Below are 16,163 nucleotides of genomic sequence, written 5' to 3'. Positions count from 1 at the left end.
CAGCCGGAGAGGCTGTGTGCCTCTGTGCGGCGTTGGGATTGGCTTCCCGCGCGCCAGTGTGCTTTTCGCCTGTAATCGTGCGAGCGGGCACGTGGTGGAGCGTTGTGGGTAAATGGGCGGTTAGGCGCGGTCCGAGTTGATCGCTCGTTGTCGGTCGCTAAAGGCCATCGCCTCGGCATGCGCTTCGTAGAGACGCGCGTCCCCGTTCCAGTCGCCGATGATCGATCGATCCCGATCCCGGGTGTTGAACCGGGCCACGCGGATCTCGTGCTCCATCACCATGAGCTGATGCGCGGAAGACCCGAACGACTCACGCAACACCACGGCCAGCGGCGGGAACCGCTCGGCCTCGATCTTGACGACGTCCGGGAATTCGAGGTAGCGGGCGAGAGTGAAGTCGGAGGCTACTGCGCCGGCGTCCATGGCCAGTCACCGCCCTTGTACATCCGCGTCGGCCAGTCCCGCTCATCGCGGTCACCACGCCACCGAACGACGTCAACCAGCTTCGGATCATCGGGGTTGTGCCGCAGCCCCAGTCCGAATTCAGGCCAGCCCATCAGCGCAGCGGATCCGCGCGGCGCCAGGTTGCGCTCACCGTCCGAACCGTTCGCCTTGCCCGCGTGAGCTTCCATGATCAAAGCCAGCCCGCGCTCACGCAGCGAATCGAGTGCGACGATCAGCGGTGAGGCGTCGTCGTCATTCGTGATCGCCTTCGGCACGAGCTTGTACAGCGGCCCGATGAACAGAACATCCGGCTTGTGCAGATCGACCAGCCGGTGAATCTCGCCGAGGTGCGAACCCCTCGTCACGTCGATTCGCTTGCCCGCCGTGATGTGCATGCTCAGCCGAGGATCAGCCGCGCCGATCTCGGCCGCACGAGACGACATCCACCGCACTGCACGCCGCCACTGCCGTTCGGTGTTCTCCGCATCGACCACGAGCACGTTGACCGGATCGATCGGGGCGAACGTTGTCGGGTGAATTCCCGCCGCCGCCAACACCGCCATCTGCCGAACCCACGTGGTTTTGCCCGCGCCCTCCGCGCCGGTGAGGACCAGACGATCCTGACGCTCGAGTAGCCCCGGGATGATCCAGTCGTAGGCATCTTCACCGGCCAGAATCTCGGCCAGCGGTTTCGCCACGAGCTCGCCGGACCTTGATCCGGCTCGAAGTCCTTCCAGCGCCGTCGCCACCATCGCTGCAATATCCAGCGGTGATGCTACCGAGTCTGAAACGCCCGTCATCATGAGCCCGACGATGGACTTCAATCCGCGCCGCACCGATGAGTCACGAACCGAGTGCGCGTACTCCGTCGCCGCCTGGGTGTACACCTCAGCGCCCGTCCATTCGAACACCTCGTTAGCGTCGATACCGCGGATGCCCCACGCCGGCCACTGGTTCACGACCGTGATGTGATCCACCGGAAGGCCGCGAGCAACCATGTCACCGATGCCGGCGAAGACATCGCCCATGTTTGGATTCTCGAAGTCGGCGCCCGAGACCAGGTCACGGACCGAGCGGAACTGGCGCGGATCAAGAATCACCGCGCCGATCAGGTTCCGCTCGGCAGGTGAGCCGGTCACTTTTGCATCCAAGAGTCACGGTTGGACTTGGCGGCAGCAGGCTTGGCTTTGATCAGCCAAGACGTGAACGCGGAATTCCATTGCGCCGCGTGCCGGTTGTGAGTCTCGGCATGGAGCCGGAAGGCCTCAGCCTCGGTCGCAATGTCGACGCCACGTTCCTGGGCTCGCTCGTAGTGAGCTTTCGACGGCACCCAGTCAGTTGGTAATCGACCTTCCTTCGCCTTCGCCTCGGGTGTAAGGAACGAAGTTCCTATAGCTGTAATAGTAGCTGTAGTAGTAGCTGTAGTAGTAGCTGTAGTAGTAGCTAACCCTTGGGCCTGCCCAGAGCTAGGGGTTAGCTCTGGGGTAAAACCTGGGGTAAACGCAGGGGTTAGCTCTGGGGTAAACAGTAGGGTTAGCCCCGGTGATAACTCCCGAACGTCCTGCGCTTCGGCCCGAAGAACCGTCTCGGTCTGCGTGACCTTCCACGCGGCCATATTCGGCTCTCGGTCATGCATCTTCTGCACCTCGAAAGCGATCACATTCCGAATCAGTTTCGACGCGATCGCCGCATAAGCATTGGTCATCGAGACAACCAGCTTCGGCTGCTTCAAAAGACCGTCATGCTTCACGTACGAGCGCACTAGGACTTCTTCGGTCTGCTCGTCGACGACGATGAAGAATCGTTCGCCAAGCTCTCGGCCGGCGCGCTCGATGCTGCCTGCCGTCAGATCGCGGGCCATGGCGGCGAGTCGCCCTGGCCGCCACTCGCAGACGCCCGCATAATTCAGCGTCGGGTGCGTCGTGAGCTGCATATATAGCCGTTGCGCTTCGCCGGTCAGATCTCGGAAATCCTGATCTGCCCAGATGTCGACGCGGATGTTCGCGCGGTCGCGGGCCACTACGGCACCTCGTCGAAGTCGCCGCGCTTGAGGCGCATTACTAGCCCCGAGTAGATCGCGAACACCACGACGTTCTCTGAGTTGCCGCGAGTCGACAGCCAGGCGATGAGCTTGTCCCGATCGACGCCCATCAGGTGCCGACCAAAATGCTCTGCACGGCGGCCACAGTAAGCCCGGACCGCTGGGCAATCTCTGGGACGGTGACGCCGTACTTGAACGCCAGATCGACATAATACCGATCCTGGCGTGCGAGCGTGACCCGTTCTTGACGGAGCAGGTTGAGGTGGGTTTCGGCCGCGGCCGTGAGCCCGTTGTTAGACTTTTGCAAAGTCCCTTCAATGGTGTAATCCAGAGAGCGGATGAGAAGCGGCCTTCGTGTAAGAGCACAGGGCCGCTTCGCCTTTTCAGGCGCAGTGCAATGCTGGCTGGATCGAACGCTTGTCCACAACTCGGCCTGTGGATAACTCTGTGGACAAAATGTGGAATCCCAGAAATAACTCTCGATAATCTGTGGATCAGGTTGGGGATAACTAATCAATTGCGCCTCCGATCCCTCTGAATACGGGCCGAATTACCCGGATTGTGAAATAAACAAAAAAAGATTCAAGTACGTGCTGAATGTTCGAGTTAGTAGATAATGCCGTCACCGCTCATGGCTGCTTTCGCTTGCTCATCGGTCAGTTCCAGCCAGCCGCCCTCGTTGTCGTAGATGACCCACGCAAGGTGCAGCGTGCCGAGGTTCCCGGGCAGCCATCGCCGCGCCGGCCACGTGCTCGGATCGGCCCAGCCGGGACACGCCCAGCCCTCTTGAATCGCCAAGGCGGGGTGAGCCGTCGCCCAGCCATGACAGCCGGTCGTGCCGGTCCCACCTAGCACCTGCAAATTGCAGACGATGGTCAGTCCGCCTTGCGAGCGGTTCTGCCGGTGGTCACGGTTCGACGGGCCACACCGGCGGCGGCAACGCTGGCAGGTGTCGAGATCTCGCAGCGTGGCCAGCTCGTAGGCATCCGTCTCCTGCGCCTTGGTGGGTTTGGCGACCTTCGGGAGGATCACAGCGCCAACCCACCCTCGAGCAGCTTGGCGAACGTCTCGAGCGTCATCGTCACTTACTGATCGGCGGGGTTTCCGGTGCCGTGCCGCTTGTGGGCGACGACACCGATCACCGCGTCATCGTTGCCCCTCTCAGCCTCAGCCTCGCGCAGCCATTGGGGCAGCGCCAGCGTCGTCACGTTCTTGCACTCGATGACCACGCGCCCGCCCTGCAAGGTCTTCACTCCGGTGATGTCGCCCCGATCTTTCGAGCCGTTCTTCGTGCGCCGTTCAATCCGGTCGTCAGCGAGTCGAAACGCCAGGAACTCGGCGGTGATTCGCTCCATCCATGTGCCGGCAGCTTTCGCACTGCGGAGGTTGCGGCGGGGTTTTTTCGCGGCAACCTCGGGCAAGCTGATCGCGCCCGTCTGATGCGTCTCAGCCGTCAGCCCTTTGTCCATGCTGATCATGCGGCTTCCTTTTCTGTTCGAAGTTGATCTCGTACGGGAGTCGTTCGCACCGGTGAATGACCTTGAGCGCGTCGATGAAGAACACGTCCAGACCCTTCGGCTGTGCGAACTCGTCGGCTTCCGAGAATTTGAGGAACCATCGCTGCACCTTGTGGCCGGCGGCGACGGGATACCGCACCACGTCCCGGCCAGGTGCAACCGGCATCATGTGGCGCTAGTTCGGTGTTCGGTATCCGCGGCACGCCAGTCCGCGCGGTCCGTACGGTGGTTGTCCAACGCGGACTGGATCGTGAGCAGGAAGTTCCGCATGGCCCGCTCGCGCTGCTCGGCGAGAAGAAATTGCAGTCGCAGCTCGTAGGCCTTGTCCCGGGCACGGACAATCTGCTCGCCCTCGACCCGCGACATCTTCTCGGAGTTGGCGCGCAGTCGAACCGTCTCGGCATCGAGGTAGTGCTCATGGTCAGCCTTGGCCTTGGCGAATACCTTGCCGGCGTCGTTCAACTCCCAGTTGAAGTCGAACCGGATCGCGGCCAGGCGTTGCCCGAAGGTGGCGCCGGGCCCGAGCCGCTCGATCGTCGCAATGAGCTTGGTGTGCAGCGGTACCTCGGGGTCGGGGTGGTCCATGCCGATGTCGCGGAGAACGTCGAGCAGCTGGGGCGAGATGTCAGGCACCGGTGATCTTCATCTCTGCCGCGTACTCTTCGGCGCTCTCGCGCTCGTACTTGTCCAGCGCGGACTCTTCGTCCTCGGGCTCGGCGGGTGCCGGGTCTGCAGGTGCCTCGGCAGCAGGTTCGTCATCGGGAACGATCTCGGCGTCGATCACGTTCTCGTCCGGCTCAGCCTCGGCGGCGGCCGGTGCGGGTGCCGCTGCGAATTCCTCGGCTCGGCTGAGTTCGCCCTGCCTCGTGAGGAACGTCGCGCGGTTGGCCGTGTACTGATCGGCTGCGTTAGCCCGGTCCCTGATCGCCTTGAGCTGGGGAATCGTCGTCGCCGCGGCCACGAGTGCAGCCCAATCCTCGGCGGGCTCAGCGTCTTTGTCGGGGGTGGACTGCAGCTCGCCGGCGTCGTCGACGAGCGCGCCCATTTCCTCGGGGGTGTAGCTGACACCCATGAGGACGTCTTCGGCACCTTCACGCACGACCTCGCCGATTGCACGGGCCTTGCACATCGCCTCGCCGTAGCTTTTCCAGACGGCCTTACCTGCGAGTCCGGCGCGCTGGGCCCGGTCCATCGTCCACGTCGCGGAAAAGGTGAAGTCGGCGTTGTCGGCGCGGGTCAGGCTGGCCGTGGCCGCGAAATCGCCGCCCTTGATCGTGCCCGTTGTCGTGATGCGCAGCTTGTGGCCGGCCTTCCGTACCAGGCCAGACATTAGCCCGGGCGAAATGGATGCTTTGCCCTCGATGATGTGCACGCCGCCGAGCGCCGCCATTGGGTGGATGCCGAGCATAGCGCCGGTCTCCATCACGAGCAGCACCTTGCCGGGGGATGGCTGGCCCTTCTCGTGCAAGCCGGTAGGGATGAGGCTGCCCGCGCTGCTGATCGTCTGCACGTAGCGCATCTTCTCGTCCAGCCCGGCGGCTTCGTACTGAGTTACTTCCTTGCTCATGGCATACCTCTTTCAAATTCGAGTGCGGTGGTGAGTCGCTTGGATAGTTCAATGGCGATCGGCAGCATGGCGGCCAGCACGTCGGCGACGTCGGCGGGGTAGATGCGCAGGCTCTTGGGAACCTCGGTGCGCATCTCGCCGTTGACGATCTCGGCCCAGATGAATTCCGTGTAGAGGACCTCGGGACCAACGCAGTACTGCTGGAATGCGACCTGCCGGAATTCGCCCGGTGTAGGGCCGTAGACGATGCGATCGTGTTTGGCTTTTACCTCAGAGAGCACGATGCCCTCAGGCTTCACGAGCAGCCCGTCGGGGGTGGCCGCAAGTCCCGGGTGTTCTGCGGAATGAATCAGTAGGGTGTTCTGGGGGATGCCTGCCCAGGCGAGCATGATCGGCTCCCACTCGTTGCCTGACTCGGTGAACCGGTTACCCGAGAACGTCGAAGGCTTGAGCTTCGCGGATAGGTACGTCGGAACCGACGACATCTTCACGAGCTTGGCCGCGTCGCTCGCCCCGATGATTGGTTCTCGCGCAGTGAGCCACGCAGGCCGGTCGAGCGAGTCGGCCATGATGCGGTCCACGTAGCTCATGCCACCGCCAAGATTCCCTCTTCGAAGACGAACCCGAAGTCAGCCGAGTTGTCGCGGCCCCGGTCGGCGATGATCGTCCACTTGTTCTCAGCGGCGTACGCCTGAACCTTCGCGAGCGTCTTGTCGTCGAACGCATCGCCATTCTTGAGGAAGATCAGCTTGAGCTTCGGGTTGCCAGCCGTCGCGATGCGGAGAGCAACCCACAGCTGCTCGCTTTCACTGAGCGACAGGAACGACAGCTCGTTGACGGTGATGCCCTCGTCGCTCACGTTCAGTCCCTCGACAGGGAACTTGGCGGCGGCGAGACCGTCAGCCTTGCGCTTGTCGATCGCGTCGAGCTTCGCGGTAAGGCCCTCGCTGTCGGCGGTGCTTTTGGCGAGTGCCGTGGCGATCGCGGCCCGAGCGATTTGCTCGCGCACCTTGGTGTTCGTCTCGTCAAGGCTGGCCAGCTGCGCGGCAACGGCATCCGGCGCCTGCGGAGCGATCGACACAGCCGCGGCGATCGCGTCACGCTCGGCGGCGAGCATTGCCGCGCGCTCGGCACGCAGCGCATCCATCTCAATCGCCAGCGCCTTGCCGCGCTCGTCGAGAGCGGTCCGGGCGATGCACGCCCGCTCCGCGACATCCTTGCGGCGGTCCACATCCACGTTGTGCTCGCGGATCGCGTCCATTTCGGCGTACAGCGAGGCGGCCGACACCTGCTCATCAGGAACTGTCGAATCGAGGGGAACGAATCCGGCGAGCTGCGCGGTAAGGCGCTTGACCTCGCCATTCTTTTCCGTGCGGCCGTCGAAGATTTTCTTGCGCTCGGCGTCGAGTTTGTCGATGTCGAAGGGCAGTTCCACCTGACGCAGCAACTCGTCACGCTGCTTCTTCTCGTCGAACCCCACGAACTCACTGGGGTCGATCAGGTTGCCACCCATGAGCTCAGCGACCAGTGCGACGGCTGAGGGGTACTTGGCGCCGTCGAGAGCGTAGGCACTGAACGTCGAGGTAATCGTGCCGTCCGCCTTGCGCTTCCACACCCGCAGGAGTCTCACGCCCAGCTCGGTGTCGATGAACTCGGCGCGGGATTCGTCCTGACCCTCGTGGATCGGGTCAGGGATCAGCTTGGACGCGTACTTGAGGAGCGATTGCATCGCCTGGCGAAAGCTCGACTTGCCCGCCCTGTTTTCCCCGGCGAGCACGACAAGCTCATTGCCTGATGGGGTGATGGTCGCCTCGCCGATGAGGCGCTTGAAGTTCGTGGCGGTAAATGTTTGGGTCATTGCATTTTCCTTGCGTAGGTGAAAGCGAGTACTAAGAGCAGCGGGACCATGAGGGCCACGCCGAAGAGTGCGAGCGGGTTCGATAGGAACCAGGCACCCGCGAAGATGAGTAGGGCGCCGATGACGGCGAGGACGATGACCCAGTTCGCTGCGGTCATGCGAACACGCACGGACGCCGTCGAATCAGGACGACACGGACTTCGTCGGCGCGATACGTAGCGCGCCACCAGTCGTCCGGCGGATCATTCCTGTTGTCGTCGACGGCCTCGGCGGCCAGTCGAACAACGCCGGGCGGCGCGGGCAGTTGGTAGCCGACCAGCCCGTCGCCGTCGCTGTTTCTCCGAATCACCCTGACCCGGTCGCCGTCGACTGCGATGGCCGGCGGAATGAATCCCGGCGACTTCAACACGGCTGCTCGGGATGCGAGTCGGGCTGAGCGTTCACGAGCCGCGCCAGATTCACCGCATGAATGGTCAGGTCGTCGTCACCGCCGAATCCTGCCGTCATGATCGCGAGGAGCTCGGGGACGGTGCGCTTGAGTGCGGCGCGCAGGTCGGCATCGTTGGCCTTCTGTGCGGACTCACTGCGCGCCCGGGGGTCGGTCAGGTCGGTGAGCGTACGGATCGCGACCGTGAGGTCTTCCGTCGTGCTCATGACCAGATCGCAATCAATCGGCCGCCGACCACAAGCAAGGCCAAGATGAGGCCGACGAGCAGCCACTCCATGACGAGGCGACGACGGGCGCGTCCACTCACTCGCCGGTGTCGATCGCTCTCGATTATGCGCGAGCCGTGCGTGGGTTCAGGCGGGTACGGGGATGACGGGCGGCGGCCGTCGAACTTGGGAGGTGGCTGAGGTCGTCGTCCATCCAAGGAGGATTGGGGTACTTGTTGTAGCCGGTATTCTGATTGGGCATTGGATCTCGTTTCGGTGTCATGGCCCCCGAGTAGTGATCGGGGGCTTTTTCATGTTTGGAGTTAACGAACCGTCTCGGCGAGCTCGGCTTCGATCGCGGCATCCTCGGCACGCGCAGCGGCAGCCGCAACCTGGCCGGCGATCAGGCGGGCGCGATGCCTGTCGGCGGTGCGCAGCATCTTCGAGGGGCTGACGCGGCGAGTGACTGTCACCGCGTACGTGTTGCCCTTTGCATCGCGCCGTAGCTTGACGTGCTCGCTGGTGTAAGAACCGATGTCCAGAGTGGAGACCCGGGCGACGTTTGCCGCGTGCCGTTCTTCGTTCGCCGCGGTGTTGCGGATCTTGCGGGGGCTGATCTTCTTGTCTGACATGCGATGTCCTTTCGTGATATTCGTTGGTGGGTTTGTCCCGCCGAATCGGGGATGAGGGTGAGGTCCGGAGTACCCTCGTGGCGGCTCTCCATCCGGTATCGAGGTCCTGCCTCGTCCTGCTGCCGTGATCCCTGTCCCCGCCGATCCCGCGGTTGAGTGCGCCGCCGGGTGATGCTCCCGGAATACCGATTGCAGGCTCGGCGCGTGACTGGGTTATGCGGGCCAGTCCCCGTTTGTCGTTACGCAGCGAATGGCTGCGCCTCTCCGGCCGGGTGTAAAACCGTGCGGAGGCCTCCCCTCGTATATTTCGCGGGGTTCTGTGTGTAGTTACCAATCAACGTGCTCCCCCTCCTATGCACGGCCTTTGACAGCGGCGCACGGCCAGGGGAATTTGGTGCAGTTGCCGGATGCCCGAGGGCACGCCGGCGGATTCCCCTCAGAGCGAGGGGAAAGAATGTGATGTGTTATGGGGTGAGGATCAGCGCGCCCAACCGGACTCGCAATCGCTCCAACCCCTTGACGGTGACGCGCACCTGAGGCGGGTCTAGAACGACCTCGCCCGTCTTGGGGTGGAAATGCTTCACCGGCTTTTCGGTGAGGTAGCCGCTATCGACTGTCGACTGGTACGCCTTCCAGCTACCGTGACCGCCGCGCAGAATCCATCCGATGTCGCGCATTTGGATAAACAGACGCTGGCGTCCTGTCTCAATGCCAGCGCGAGCCAGGATCTTCGCCGCGTCGGCCACTTCGTAATCGCCGGATGCAGAGGCGAGCTCGTCCCATGCGAGCGCGGACGGCTGAAGCTCGGCGACTTTCGACTCAAGTGCTGCGGTCTTCGCCACCAGAATGGTGAGCGCCTGCTGCACGATCTGGTCCTCGGTGAGAGCGAGGGTAGTGGAGTAGCTGCCGGTCTTGTGGATTGCGGGGAGAACGTCCTCGGCAATCCAGTCCTGAATGGCCTCAGCCTGAGGGAGGGTTGACCGCATGATGAGGCGATTTACACCAGCCTCGTTGAGGATCGCTCTGTTCGGGTTGCCAGGAGTTCCGTCGGTCAGAACGACGGAACTCTTCATGCGCTCGGGAAGCTTCGCCGCGGCGTCGCGCCCATTGGAATAGCCGAGCAGCATGGTCACGTCACCGGCGATGAACCACGGCTCCCCGTCGATAAGTACGGTTCTGACCTGCTGGCCACTGTAGGTGAAGATGTCGAGGGCGGTCACAGCGCACCTCCCGAGGTTGCCCCGGAGCTGCCCGAAGGAGAATCAGAGCGGTCAGGGGTGTCTCCTACAGTTGCTTGTGAGGCATCCGGCGTATCGAGCACCGAAGCCGTATCTGAAGGAGAAACCTGATGGCCTGGAAACTGATCTACGCCGGCACCCCTGTAGGCCCCGCTATAGATGATGCGGAAAAAGCAACGATGATCAAACGCATCGATACCATCATCAACTCGGAGATCTCCGGTTGGCTCAAAGCCTCTATTGCCCCCGGGCAACAGCCATACCTCGAACTGCTGGTGACGGCGGGTATCCCCATCGCGTTCGCTTATGAGGCCGAAAATGACAAACAGATCCCGAGCCGCCTTCAATAGGGCAGAGCGACTGGGGGCGTTTACTGCGAGTGCGTCAGTAAGCGCCTGCGTGGCCCACTGTGGTTGCCCACCCTGTGGAGCGGGCGCGAGAGACGCCACCACGTTTCGGAGGACGCAACAGATCGTCTGGGTGAGAGCGGTCACGCTGCCACGGCCACTTCTTGCGACTTCATGTAGGCGTCGACAGTTCCCTCGTCGTAGCGAACGAGACGGCCAATCTTGGAGAACGGGATGTGCTTTTTGGCCCGGCGCCAGATGCGGAGAGTTTCGACATTGATTCCCGTTTTGGATGCAACGGCATGCTCATTGAGCCAGTTAGCGGAGAGGGTGCACATCAGGCGGCCAGTGCCGCGGTGTTACCGATTAGGATTTCATCGAAATCGCAGTTGAGAACCCGGGCGATTGCACTAAGTTCTGCCAGGGTGAATTGTTCTGGAGCGGCGAACCGACGACTCAGGGTCTTCTCGGAAATCCCTGAGTTCATGGAAAGCCAAGTTCCGGTTCGGTCAGCATCTTTTCGGGCCTTCGTGATGCGTGCTGCTACATCTGCCGCGGTGTTGTAAATGGTCATATGACTAGGTTATGTGGTCGTATGGCCAACCGCAACCCTAAAAAGCGGCCAATTTCATCTAGACAATTGGTCGATTAGTCCATATGATGAGGCGCATGACCAAAGAAAATGACGCGCTGCAGTCCGCAATCATTGACCAGATCAACGCCGAGCTCGGAGCATCTGGCATCAGCATGAAGCAGTTTGCTGCAATACTCGGCAGGCCCTACGACTCCACGCGCAACTACTTGAAAAAGGAGCGGTCCATGCCGCTTGGATTCTTTTTGGAGATCGCAGGCGCATTGAACATAGATGTGACCATCATTATGGAGCGAGCGAAGCAGCGACTTGAGCGATGATCACTTCAAGCCTCACTCCGCTACGACGAGCCTCTTCAATCGCTTCCATCAACGTCGACTCTGCATTCACTGACACGTCATTCCCCCGTCTGATTTCGAATATATGTTCGATCATATGGGGAACCACTGACACCGTCTACCGAATGTTAGAAGTGAATCATGCCTAGACCTCCCCTCGACCTCGATGCGTGGGGCAAGATCACACGCAGTACCGTCAACGGTCAGGCGCAGGCGTCCGCCTACTACCGCGGCTCCACCGGGCGCCGGAGTCGAATGCAGCGGAACGGCCGCACTGAGCCCGAGGCTGCGCGCATTTTAGAGAAGGCACTCAAAGCAAAGATCGCAGAGCAAACGGGAGGCGACCTCCTGTCTCCCGAATCGACAATCGAGGAACTGGCCGGAAAGTGGCTCGAAGAGCTCAAGATCAAGGAGACCGTAGCGGGAACGCTCACGACGTACCGCAGTAGCATCCGCAGCAAGATCGTCCCCGGCATCGGTGAGCTTCGCCTGAAAGAGGCGACAATCCCCCGGCTCGACCGATTCCTCAAAGGGCTCATGGTTACACCCACAGCTGCGCGCACGGCGCGAACAGTATTACTTCAAATGTTTGCGCTCGCGACTCGTCAAGGGGCGGTCAATCGAAATCCCATGAAGGAGACGATGTCGATCAGCCCAAAGAAACGCGAGGTGAAGGTGATCGCGCTTTCGGATATCCACGCCATGCGGTCGCTGTTCGTTGCCTACGATTCAGGCCACACGTCAGAGCTGCGCGAGCTCAGCATGCTCTTGATGGCTACCGGATGCCGCCAGGGTGAGGCTCTCGCCATTCGGTGGGAAGACGTCGAAGTCGATACGGGTGTGCTGAGGATTACAGGGACACTCGTGGTGGACGATGTGACCGGGAAGTTGCAACGCCAGGCGCACCCTAAATCTGAGGCGGGCAACCGGGGACTAACGTTGCCGGCGACCGTTCTGGGCATGCTCACGCAGCGCCGTGTCGAATCCGTTTACCCTATGGTTTTCCCGTCGAGCACGGGCACCTACCGCTGGCCTAACAACTCGCGGCGACAATGGCGTCAAGCAATCGACGGGACCGTTTACGAAGGTAAGACTCCCCGGGATTTCCGCAAGGCAGTAGCTACCCATCTGGACAAGCAGGTCCGCATCGAGGCGGCTCAGGCCCAGCTTGGTCACGGCTCGTCGGACATTACTGTGAAGTATTACGTGGAGCGCCAGCGGGAAGTTGCGGACTTTGCAGGAGTCATTGAAAGCATGTTTGAAAGTAGCGAGTAAGTCGCGGATTTCGCATCGCGACTGACTCAGGCGGACATAAAAAAATGACCTGATCAACTATCTGACCAGGTCTTTCATTGTGCACCCCCCCGGACTTGAACCGGGAACCCACTGATTAAGAGTCAGTTGCTCTGCCAATTGAGCTAGAGGTGCATGTGAGGCAGCGGAACGACCCGCGGCAACGTGTAACCCTAACACCCCAAGAGGCCTCGATGCCAATCGAGGTCGAACAGGGGCGGTGACCGGCATCCGCTCACGAAATTACTATCCTTGGGAGGGTGACCGAACCGCGAATCTACGCCCTCTCCGACGACCTCCAGCTCGGGCTGGACCTCGCCGAAGCCGCCGACGCCATCTCCAGCGCTCGCTTCACCGCGCTCGACCTGGTCGTGACGACCAAACCCGACCGCACACCGGTAACGGATGCCGACCAGGCGGTTGAGCGCGCCATTCGCGACCTGCTCGCCGAACACCGCCCCGACGACGGCATCCTCGGCGAAGAGTTCGGTACCGCCGGGTCCACTTCCCGCCAGTGGATCATCGACCCCATCGACGGCACCGCCGGGTTCCTCCGCGGTATCCCGATCTGGGCCACCCTCATCGCCCTCGCCATCGACGGCGTTCCCGTGCTCGGCGTGGTCAGCGCCCCCGCGCTCGGCAAACGTTGGTGGGCGGCAGCGGGCAATGGCGCGTGGTCAATCGACACGACGCAGGCGGATGCTGCCCCCACCCGCCTGAGCGTCTCCGGCATCGAGACCCTCGCCGAGGCATCCATCAGCTACGGCAGTCTCCAGCAGTGGGATCAAGCCGGGCACCTCGACGAGCTCGTTACCCTGTCCCGCCAGGTCTGGCGCACCCGCGCCTACGGCGACATGTGGTCATACATGCTGCTCGCCGAAGGCCACCTCGACGTGGCCGGGGAATTCGACCTGCAACCCTACGACATGGCCGCGCTCGCGCCGATCGTGCAGGAGGCCGGCGGCACGTTCACCTCGGCCGATGGCCAGCCCGGCCCCTGGCACGGCAGCGCCCTGGCCACCAACACACTGCTGCACGCGGCGACGCTCGCGGTGCTGAACCCGGAGCGGGCACCCTCACAGACACCGTGATCGTCAGGCCGAAGTACCCGAATCGTCGGGAAAGGTGCCGTCGCGGGCCCTGCGCGCGTCGAGCCGACGCTGGCGCCAGACCCGGGGGCTGAGAAGCAGAATCGGCCCCGGAATGCGCAGCGCGTAGCCGGTCGGCAGAATCCAGCCATAGCGTTTGGCCAGCAGCGACAGCGCGGCGCCGCTGAGGATGGCCACGCCGGTACCGACCGCCACGAACCCGAGCTTGCTCAGAATCACCATCTCGGCGCTCGCCAGCAGGGCACTCGTGGCATAGAGCGTATTGCCGCCGAAGATCGTCGGCACCTTGAGCAGCATGATGTCGCGCACCATACCGCCGCCGACCGCGGTGATCATGCCGAGCAGGATAGCCGGCAGCCAGCCGAGACCGGCATCAAGCGCTTTCTGCACACCCACCGCCGCCCAGCACCCCACGGCGAGCGCGTCAAGCAGCAACAGCACCCGTCGGGTCCACCGGCCGTTGAACGTGACGAAGAAGGCGATGACCCCGCCGAGGATGGCAACGATCAGATAGGCCGGGTCGATTAGTGCCGCTGGGCTGCCCTGCTGCAGCAGGGTGTCGCGGATCATGCCGCCGCCGAGCCCGCTCATGATCGCGAGCACCACGAAACCGACGATGTCGAGGCGGGCCGTGCGCGCGGCGACCCCGCCGAGAATGGCGTTGGCGAGCACGCCGGCCAGGTCCACGAAGCGGATTACCTCAAACAGTGTCTCCGACTCAGTGTTCACTTGCCCCATTCTCTCTCATCTCGGCGAAAGGGACGGGCGCATCTACAGTTAAGGCATGAGGATCAACGCTTTTTCGGACGTGTGCCTGCGCGTCGTCATGCTGCTCTGCGCGGCGCCGGAGACTGTGACCTTCACCTCGCGAGTGGTCGCCGCCGAGGTCGACACCCCCTATAACCACGTGACCAAGGCGCTGTTGCGCCTGCGCGAGCTCGGCTTGGTCGAGGCCATTCGGGGGCGAAGCGGCGGCGTGCGTATCAGCCCGCTCGGCCGAGAGGTCACCGTGGGGGCACTCCTGCGCCAGCTCGACACGCGCACCGACCTCGCCGCCTGCGACTCGCCCGACGGACCCTGCCCATTACTGAGCGGATGCGGCCTGCGCGCCGCCCTCCGCCGGGCCCGGGATGCCTTCTACCGCGAGCTGGATGACCTCGTCATCGCCAGTCTTCCGCACGGAAAACCTGCCGGGCCTGTTTTGATCGAACTCGGAGTGATGCGGTAGGACTAAAGTCCCTTCTTTCTACGACTTGTAGAAAGCATCCGTTTAATTGGCATATCAAATGCTACTTTTGTAGAAGACGCCCACAAACGGGAGTCGGTCATATAGAAGGAGTATTCATGCTTTCGGCCCAGTCCCTCCCCCTCATCGAAGCCACCCTGCCGCTGGTCGGCGAGCGGATGCCCCAGATCGCGAGAAACTTCTACAAGCGCATGCTCACCGCGCACCCCGAATTGTTCGACGGGTTGTTCAGCCGCTCCAACCAGAAGAACGGCACGCAGCAGCAGGCCCTCGCCGGCAGCATCGCCGTCTTCGCAACCCACCTGGTGCAGAACCCTGACACCACGCCGGAGGCCATGCTCTCCCGCATCGCCCACAAGCACATCTCCCTCGACATTCAGCCCGAGCAGTACGACATCGTCTACAAGTACCTGTTCGAGGGCATAGCCGACGAACTCAGCGACGTCATCACGGCCGAAATCGCCGCCGCCTGGGCCGAGGTCTACTGGCTGATGGCCCACGCACTGATCAAGATGGAGAAGGGCCTCTACGCCGGACTCGCCAGCGACAAGCCGCTTGCCCCCTGGACCGTCGTGAAGAAGGAAGCGGCTGGAACGGACGCCGTCACGTTCACCCTCGAACCGGCTGACGACACTCCCGTGACGCCCGCCCTGCCGGGCCAGTACATCAGCGTCACCGCTACCATGCCCGACGGCATCCGCCAAGTGCGCCAGTACTCCCTCTCGGCCGGCACGGCCACGACGCGAGTCTTCACCACCAAACTCGACGCCGATGGCGAGGTCTCCCCCGTGCTGCACCGCGACGTGCAGGTCGGCGACACGCTCATCCTCTCTGTGCCGTGTGGCGACATCACCCTCGATGCGGGCACCGGCCCGCTGATCCTGGCCTCGGCCGGAATCGGCTGCACGCCCAGCGCTTCCATCCTGCGTTCCCTGGTGGACACGGGCTCAAAGCGTGAAGTGCTCGTACTCCACGCCGAGAGCAACCTCGAACGCTGGGCACTGCGCGACCAGATGAACGAGGACGTCGCCCTACTGGAGGCGGCCGAACTCGAGCTCTGGCTGGAGATTCCGAGCGCGGGCCACCACGAGGGCTTCATGTCACTGGAGAACGTGACGATCCCCGAGGATGCCTCGGTCTACCTCTGCGGTCCGCTTCCATTCATGCGCAGCCTGCGCGCGCAGGCGCTGCAGTCCGGCGTGCCGGCCGATCGTATCCACTACGAGATCTTCGGCCCCGACCTGTGGCTTGCCAACGCCTGACCCGGTCTCCCGGGCGCAGCACGAT

At 62.7% G+C, this 16,163-nt stretch carries 26 protein-coding genes and 1 tRNA gene; 6 read left to right on the top strand and 21 right to left on the bottom strand.

Going from position 1 to position 16,163, the window contains the following annotated elements:
* Window positions 1-120 precede the first annotated feature (120 nt).
* The 17 genes from CXY72_RS13665 to CXY72_RS13595 form a co-directional block, all read right to left on the bottom strand.
* Window positions 121-423: a hypothetical protein gene (locus tag CXY72_RS13665; protein WP_104128211.1), complete on the bottom strand. Its 303-nt coding sequence runs from the start codon at window positions 421-423 to the stop codon at window positions 121-123.
* Window positions 405-1,583 carry an AAA family ATPase gene (locus CXY72_RS13660; protein ID WP_158252575.1) on the bottom strand — a complete coding sequence of 393 codons (1,179 nt, stop codon included), beginning with the start codon at window positions 1,581-1,583 and terminating at the stop codon, window positions 405-407. The genes CXY72_RS13665 and CXY72_RS13660 overlap by 19 nt, the downstream gene beginning before the upstream one ends.
* A complete protein-coding gene (locus tag CXY72_RS13655; RefSeq protein ID WP_104128209.1) occupies window positions 1,580-2,464 on the bottom strand; it encodes a hypothetical protein in 885 nt (294 codons plus the stop codon). Before CXY72_RS13655 ends, CXY72_RS13660 begins: the two co-directional genes overlap by 4 nt.
* Complete coding sequence (locus CXY72_RS20375) at window positions 2,464-2,595, bottom strand: hypothetical protein (protein WP_255409287.1); 132 nt, start codon at window positions 2,593-2,595, stop codon at window positions 2,464-2,466. The genes CXY72_RS13655 and CXY72_RS20375 overlap by 1 nt, the downstream gene beginning before the upstream one ends.
* Window positions 2,595-2,792 (bottom strand): hypothetical protein, encoded by a 198-nt coding sequence (locus CXY72_RS19845; RefSeq protein WP_104128208.1) that lies wholly within the window; start codon window positions 2,790-2,792, stop codon window positions 2,595-2,597. The genes CXY72_RS20375 and CXY72_RS19845 overlap by 1 nt, the downstream gene beginning before the upstream one ends.
* Before the next feature lie 299 nt (window positions 2,793-3,091).
* The gene (locus CXY72_RS13645; RefSeq protein WP_104128207.1) at window positions 3,092-3,517 is read right to left on the bottom strand and encodes a hypothetical protein; all 426 of its coding nucleotides are present in this window, start codon (window positions 3,515-3,517) and stop codon (window positions 3,092-3,094) included.
* A 53-nt stretch (window positions 3,518-3,570) separates the two neighbouring features.
* Window positions 3,571-3,963 (bottom strand): hypothetical protein, encoded by a 393-nt coding sequence (locus CXY72_RS13640; protein WP_233197833.1) that lies wholly within the window; start codon window positions 3,961-3,963, stop codon window positions 3,571-3,573.
* Window positions 3,932-4,171 (bottom strand): hypothetical protein, encoded by a 240-nt coding sequence (locus tag CXY72_RS13635; RefSeq protein WP_104128206.1) that lies wholly within the window; start codon window positions 4,169-4,171, stop codon window positions 3,932-3,934. Before CXY72_RS13635 ends, CXY72_RS13640 begins: the two co-directional genes overlap by 32 nt.
* Window positions 4,168-4,635 carry a hypothetical protein gene (locus tag CXY72_RS13630; RefSeq protein ID WP_104128205.1) on the bottom strand — a complete coding sequence of 156 codons (468 nt, stop codon included), beginning with the start codon at window positions 4,633-4,635 and terminating at the stop codon, window positions 4,168-4,170. The genes CXY72_RS13635 and CXY72_RS13630 overlap by 4 nt, the downstream gene beginning before the upstream one ends.
* On the bottom strand, window positions 4,628-5,569 hold the full coding sequence (locus tag CXY72_RS13625; RefSeq protein WP_104128204.1) for a hypothetical protein: 942 nt from the start codon (window positions 5,567-5,569) through the stop codon (window positions 4,628-4,630). The genes CXY72_RS13630 and CXY72_RS13625 overlap by 8 nt, the downstream gene beginning before the upstream one ends.
* Window positions 5,566-6,159, bottom strand: a complete 594-nt coding sequence (locus CXY72_RS13620) for a YqaJ viral recombinase family protein (RefSeq protein WP_104128203.1) — start codon at window positions 6,157-6,159, stop codon at window positions 5,566-5,568. The genes CXY72_RS13625 and CXY72_RS13620 overlap by 4 nt, the downstream gene beginning before the upstream one ends.
* Window positions 6,156-7,427, bottom strand: a complete 1,272-nt coding sequence (locus CXY72_RS13615; protein ID WP_104128202.1) for a hypothetical protein — start codon at window positions 7,425-7,427, stop codon at window positions 6,156-6,158. The genes CXY72_RS13620 and CXY72_RS13615 overlap by 4 nt, the downstream gene beginning before the upstream one ends.
* Window positions 7,424-7,585, bottom strand: coding sequence for a hypothetical protein (locus tag CXY72_RS19605; RefSeq protein ID WP_158252574.1), 162 nt, complete (start codon window positions 7,583-7,585; stop codon window positions 7,424-7,426). Before CXY72_RS19605 ends, CXY72_RS13615 begins: the two co-directional genes overlap by 4 nt.
* Window positions 7,582-7,836: a hypothetical protein gene (locus CXY72_RS13610; RefSeq protein WP_104128201.1), complete on the bottom strand. Its 255-nt coding sequence runs from the start codon at window positions 7,834-7,836 to the stop codon at window positions 7,582-7,584. Before CXY72_RS13610 ends, CXY72_RS19605 begins: the two co-directional genes overlap by 4 nt.
* Entirely contained in the window at window positions 7,830-8,081 is a 252-nt protein-coding gene (locus CXY72_RS13605; protein WP_104128200.1) for a hypothetical protein, read from the bottom strand. Before CXY72_RS13605 ends, CXY72_RS13610 begins: the two co-directional genes overlap by 7 nt.
* Before the next feature lie 323 nt (window positions 8,082-8,404).
* Window positions 8,405-8,713, bottom strand: coding sequence for a hypothetical protein (locus CXY72_RS13600; RefSeq protein WP_104128199.1), 309 nt, complete (start codon window positions 8,711-8,713; stop codon window positions 8,405-8,407).
* A gap of 464 nt (window positions 8,714-9,177) precedes the next feature.
* Window positions 9,178-9,933 carry a phage antirepressor KilAC domain-containing protein gene (locus CXY72_RS13595; protein WP_104128198.1) on the bottom strand — a complete coding sequence of 252 codons (756 nt, stop codon included), beginning with the start codon at window positions 9,931-9,933 and terminating at the stop codon, window positions 9,178-9,180.
* Window positions 9,934-10,061: 128 nt separating this feature from the next.
* Here CXY72_RS13595 and CXY72_RS13590 point away from each other — a divergent pair, with 128 nt between their 5' ends.
* Window positions 10,062-10,301 (top strand): hypothetical protein, encoded by a 240-nt coding sequence (locus tag CXY72_RS13590; RefSeq protein WP_104128197.1) that lies wholly within the window; start codon window positions 10,062-10,064, stop codon window positions 10,299-10,301.
* 140 nt (window positions 10,302-10,441) lie between these two features.
* Here CXY72_RS13590 and CXY72_RS13585 read toward each other — a convergent pair whose 3' ends face one another.
* The gene (locus CXY72_RS13585) at window positions 10,442-10,636 is read right to left on the bottom strand and encodes a helix-turn-helix domain-containing protein (protein WP_104128196.1); all 195 of its coding nucleotides are present in this window, start codon (window positions 10,634-10,636) and stop codon (window positions 10,442-10,444) included.
* Entirely contained in the window at window positions 10,636-10,872 is a 237-nt protein-coding gene (locus tag CXY72_RS13580) for a helix-turn-helix transcriptional regulator (RefSeq protein WP_104128195.1), read from the bottom strand. Before CXY72_RS13580 ends, CXY72_RS13585 begins: the two co-directional genes overlap by 1 nt.
* A 95-nt stretch (window positions 10,873-10,967) precedes the next feature.
* Here CXY72_RS13580 and CXY72_RS13575 point away from each other — a divergent pair, with 95 nt between their 5' ends.
* Both CXY72_RS13575 and CXY72_RS13570 read left to right on the top strand, forming a co-directional pair.
* Window positions 10,968-11,210, top strand: coding sequence for a hypothetical protein (locus CXY72_RS13575; protein ID WP_146071181.1), 243 nt, complete (start codon window positions 10,968-10,970; stop codon window positions 11,208-11,210).
* 159 nt (window positions 11,211-11,369) lie between these two features.
* The gene (locus tag CXY72_RS13570; protein ID WP_104128193.1) at window positions 11,370-12,503 is read left to right on the top strand and encodes a tyrosine-type recombinase/integrase; all 1,134 of its coding nucleotides are present in this window, start codon (window positions 11,370-11,372) and stop codon (window positions 12,501-12,503) included.
* A gap of 80 nt (window positions 12,504-12,583) precedes the next feature.
* Here CXY72_RS13570 and CXY72_RS13565 read toward each other — a convergent pair.
* A tRNA-Lys gene (locus CXY72_RS13565) sits at window positions 12,584-12,656 on the bottom strand.
* 125 nt (window positions 12,657-12,781) lie between these two features.
* Here CXY72_RS13565 and CXY72_RS13560 point away from each other — a divergent pair.
* Window positions 12,782-13,612: an inositol monophosphatase family protein gene (locus tag CXY72_RS13560; RefSeq protein ID WP_104128192.1), complete on the top strand. Its 831-nt coding sequence runs from the start codon at window positions 12,782-12,784 to the stop codon at window positions 13,610-13,612.
* Window positions 13,613-13,615: 3 nt separating this feature from the next.
* Here CXY72_RS13560 and CXY72_RS13555 read toward each other — a convergent pair whose 3' ends face one another.
* Window positions 13,616-14,359 (bottom strand): trimeric intracellular cation channel family protein, encoded by a 744-nt coding sequence (locus tag CXY72_RS13555; protein ID WP_104128191.1) that lies wholly within the window; start codon window positions 14,357-14,359, stop codon window positions 13,616-13,618.
* Window positions 14,360-14,414: 55 nt separating this feature from the next.
* Between CXY72_RS13555 and CXY72_RS13550 the strand changes: the two genes are divergently transcribed.
* A complete protein-coding gene (locus tag CXY72_RS13550) occupies window positions 14,415-14,858 on the top strand; it encodes an Rrf2 family transcriptional regulator (RefSeq protein ID WP_104128190.1) in 444 nt (147 codons plus the stop codon).
* A gap of 116 nt (window positions 14,859-14,974) precedes the next feature.
* Window positions 14,975-16,138, top strand: a complete 1,164-nt coding sequence (locus tag CXY72_RS13545) for a globin domain-containing protein (protein WP_104128189.1) — start codon at window positions 14,975-14,977, stop codon at window positions 16,136-16,138.
* Window positions 16,139-16,163: the final 25 nt, after the last annotated feature.

It is taken from the genome of Cryobacterium sp. Y57 (assembly GCF_002929505.1).
GTDB lineage: Bacteria > Actinomycetota > Actinomycetes > Actinomycetales > Microbacteriaceae > Cryobacterium.
This window is presented reverse-complemented; position numbering and strand designations above follow the sequence as displayed.

Excerpts from the sequence above, each read along its gene's own strand:
- CXY72_RS13665 (WP_104128211.1), bottom strand. The coding sequence starts at position 423 with ATGGACGCCGGCGCAGTAGCCTCCGACTTCACTCTCGCCCGCTACCTC.
- CXY72_RS20375 (WP_255409287.1), bottom strand. The coding sequence starts at position 2,595 with ATGGGCGTCGATCGGGACAAGCTCATCGCCTGGCTGTCGACTCGCGGC.
- CXY72_RS13640 (WP_233197833.1), bottom strand. The coding sequence starts at position 3,963 with ATGATCAGCATGGACAAAGGGCTGACGGCTGAGACGCATCAGACGGGC.
- CXY72_RS13635 (WP_104128206.1), bottom strand. The coding sequence starts at position 4,171 with ATGATGCCGGTTGCACCTGGCCGGGACGTGGTGCGGTATCCCGTCGCC.
- CXY72_RS13625 (WP_104128204.1), bottom strand. The coding sequence starts at position 5,569 with ATGAGCAAGGAAGTAACTCAGTACGAAGCCGCCGGGCTGGACGAGAAG.
- CXY72_RS13620 (WP_104128203.1), bottom strand. The coding sequence starts at position 6,159 with ATGAGCTACGTGGACCGCATCATGGCCGACTCGCTCGACCGGCCTGCG.
- CXY72_RS13615 (WP_104128202.1), bottom strand. The coding sequence starts at position 7,427 with ATGACCCAAACATTTACCGCCACGAACTTCAAGCGCCTCATCGGCGAG.
- CXY72_RS19605 (WP_158252574.1), bottom strand. The coding sequence starts at position 7,585 with ATGACCGCAGCGAACTGGGTCATCGTCCTCGCCGTCATCGGCGCCCTA.
- CXY72_RS13605 (WP_104128200.1), bottom strand. The coding sequence starts at position 8,081 with ATGAGCACGACGGAAGACCTCACGGTCGCGATCCGTACGCTCACCGAC.
- CXY72_RS13600 (WP_104128199.1), bottom strand. The coding sequence starts at position 8,713 with ATGTCAGACAAGAAGATCAGCCCCCGCAAGATCCGCAACACCGCGGCG.
- CXY72_RS13590 (WP_104128197.1), top strand. The coding sequence starts at position 10,062 with ATGGCCTGGAAACTGATCTACGCCGGCACCCCTGTAGGCCCCGCTATA.
- CXY72_RS13585 (WP_104128196.1), bottom strand. The coding sequence starts at position 10,636 with ATGTGCACCCTCTCCGCTAACTGGCTCAATGAGCATGCCGTTGCATCC.
- CXY72_RS13580 (WP_104128195.1), bottom strand. The coding sequence starts at position 10,872 with ATGACCATTTACAACACCGCGGCAGATGTAGCAGCACGCATCACGAAG.
- CXY72_RS13575 (WP_146071181.1), top strand. The coding sequence starts at position 10,968 with ATGACCAAAGAAAATGACGCGCTGCAGTCCGCAATCATTGACCAGATC.
- CXY72_RS13570 (WP_104128193.1), top strand. The coding sequence starts at position 11,370 with ATGCCTAGACCTCCCCTCGACCTCGATGCGTGGGGCAAGATCACACGC.
- CXY72_RS13550 (WP_104128190.1), top strand. The coding sequence starts at position 14,415 with ATGAGGATCAACGCTTTTTCGGACGTGTGCCTGCGCGTCGTCATGCTG.
- CXY72_RS13545 (WP_104128189.1), top strand. The coding sequence starts at position 14,975 with ATGCTTTCGGCCCAGTCCCTCCCCCTCATCGAAGCCACCCTGCCGCTG.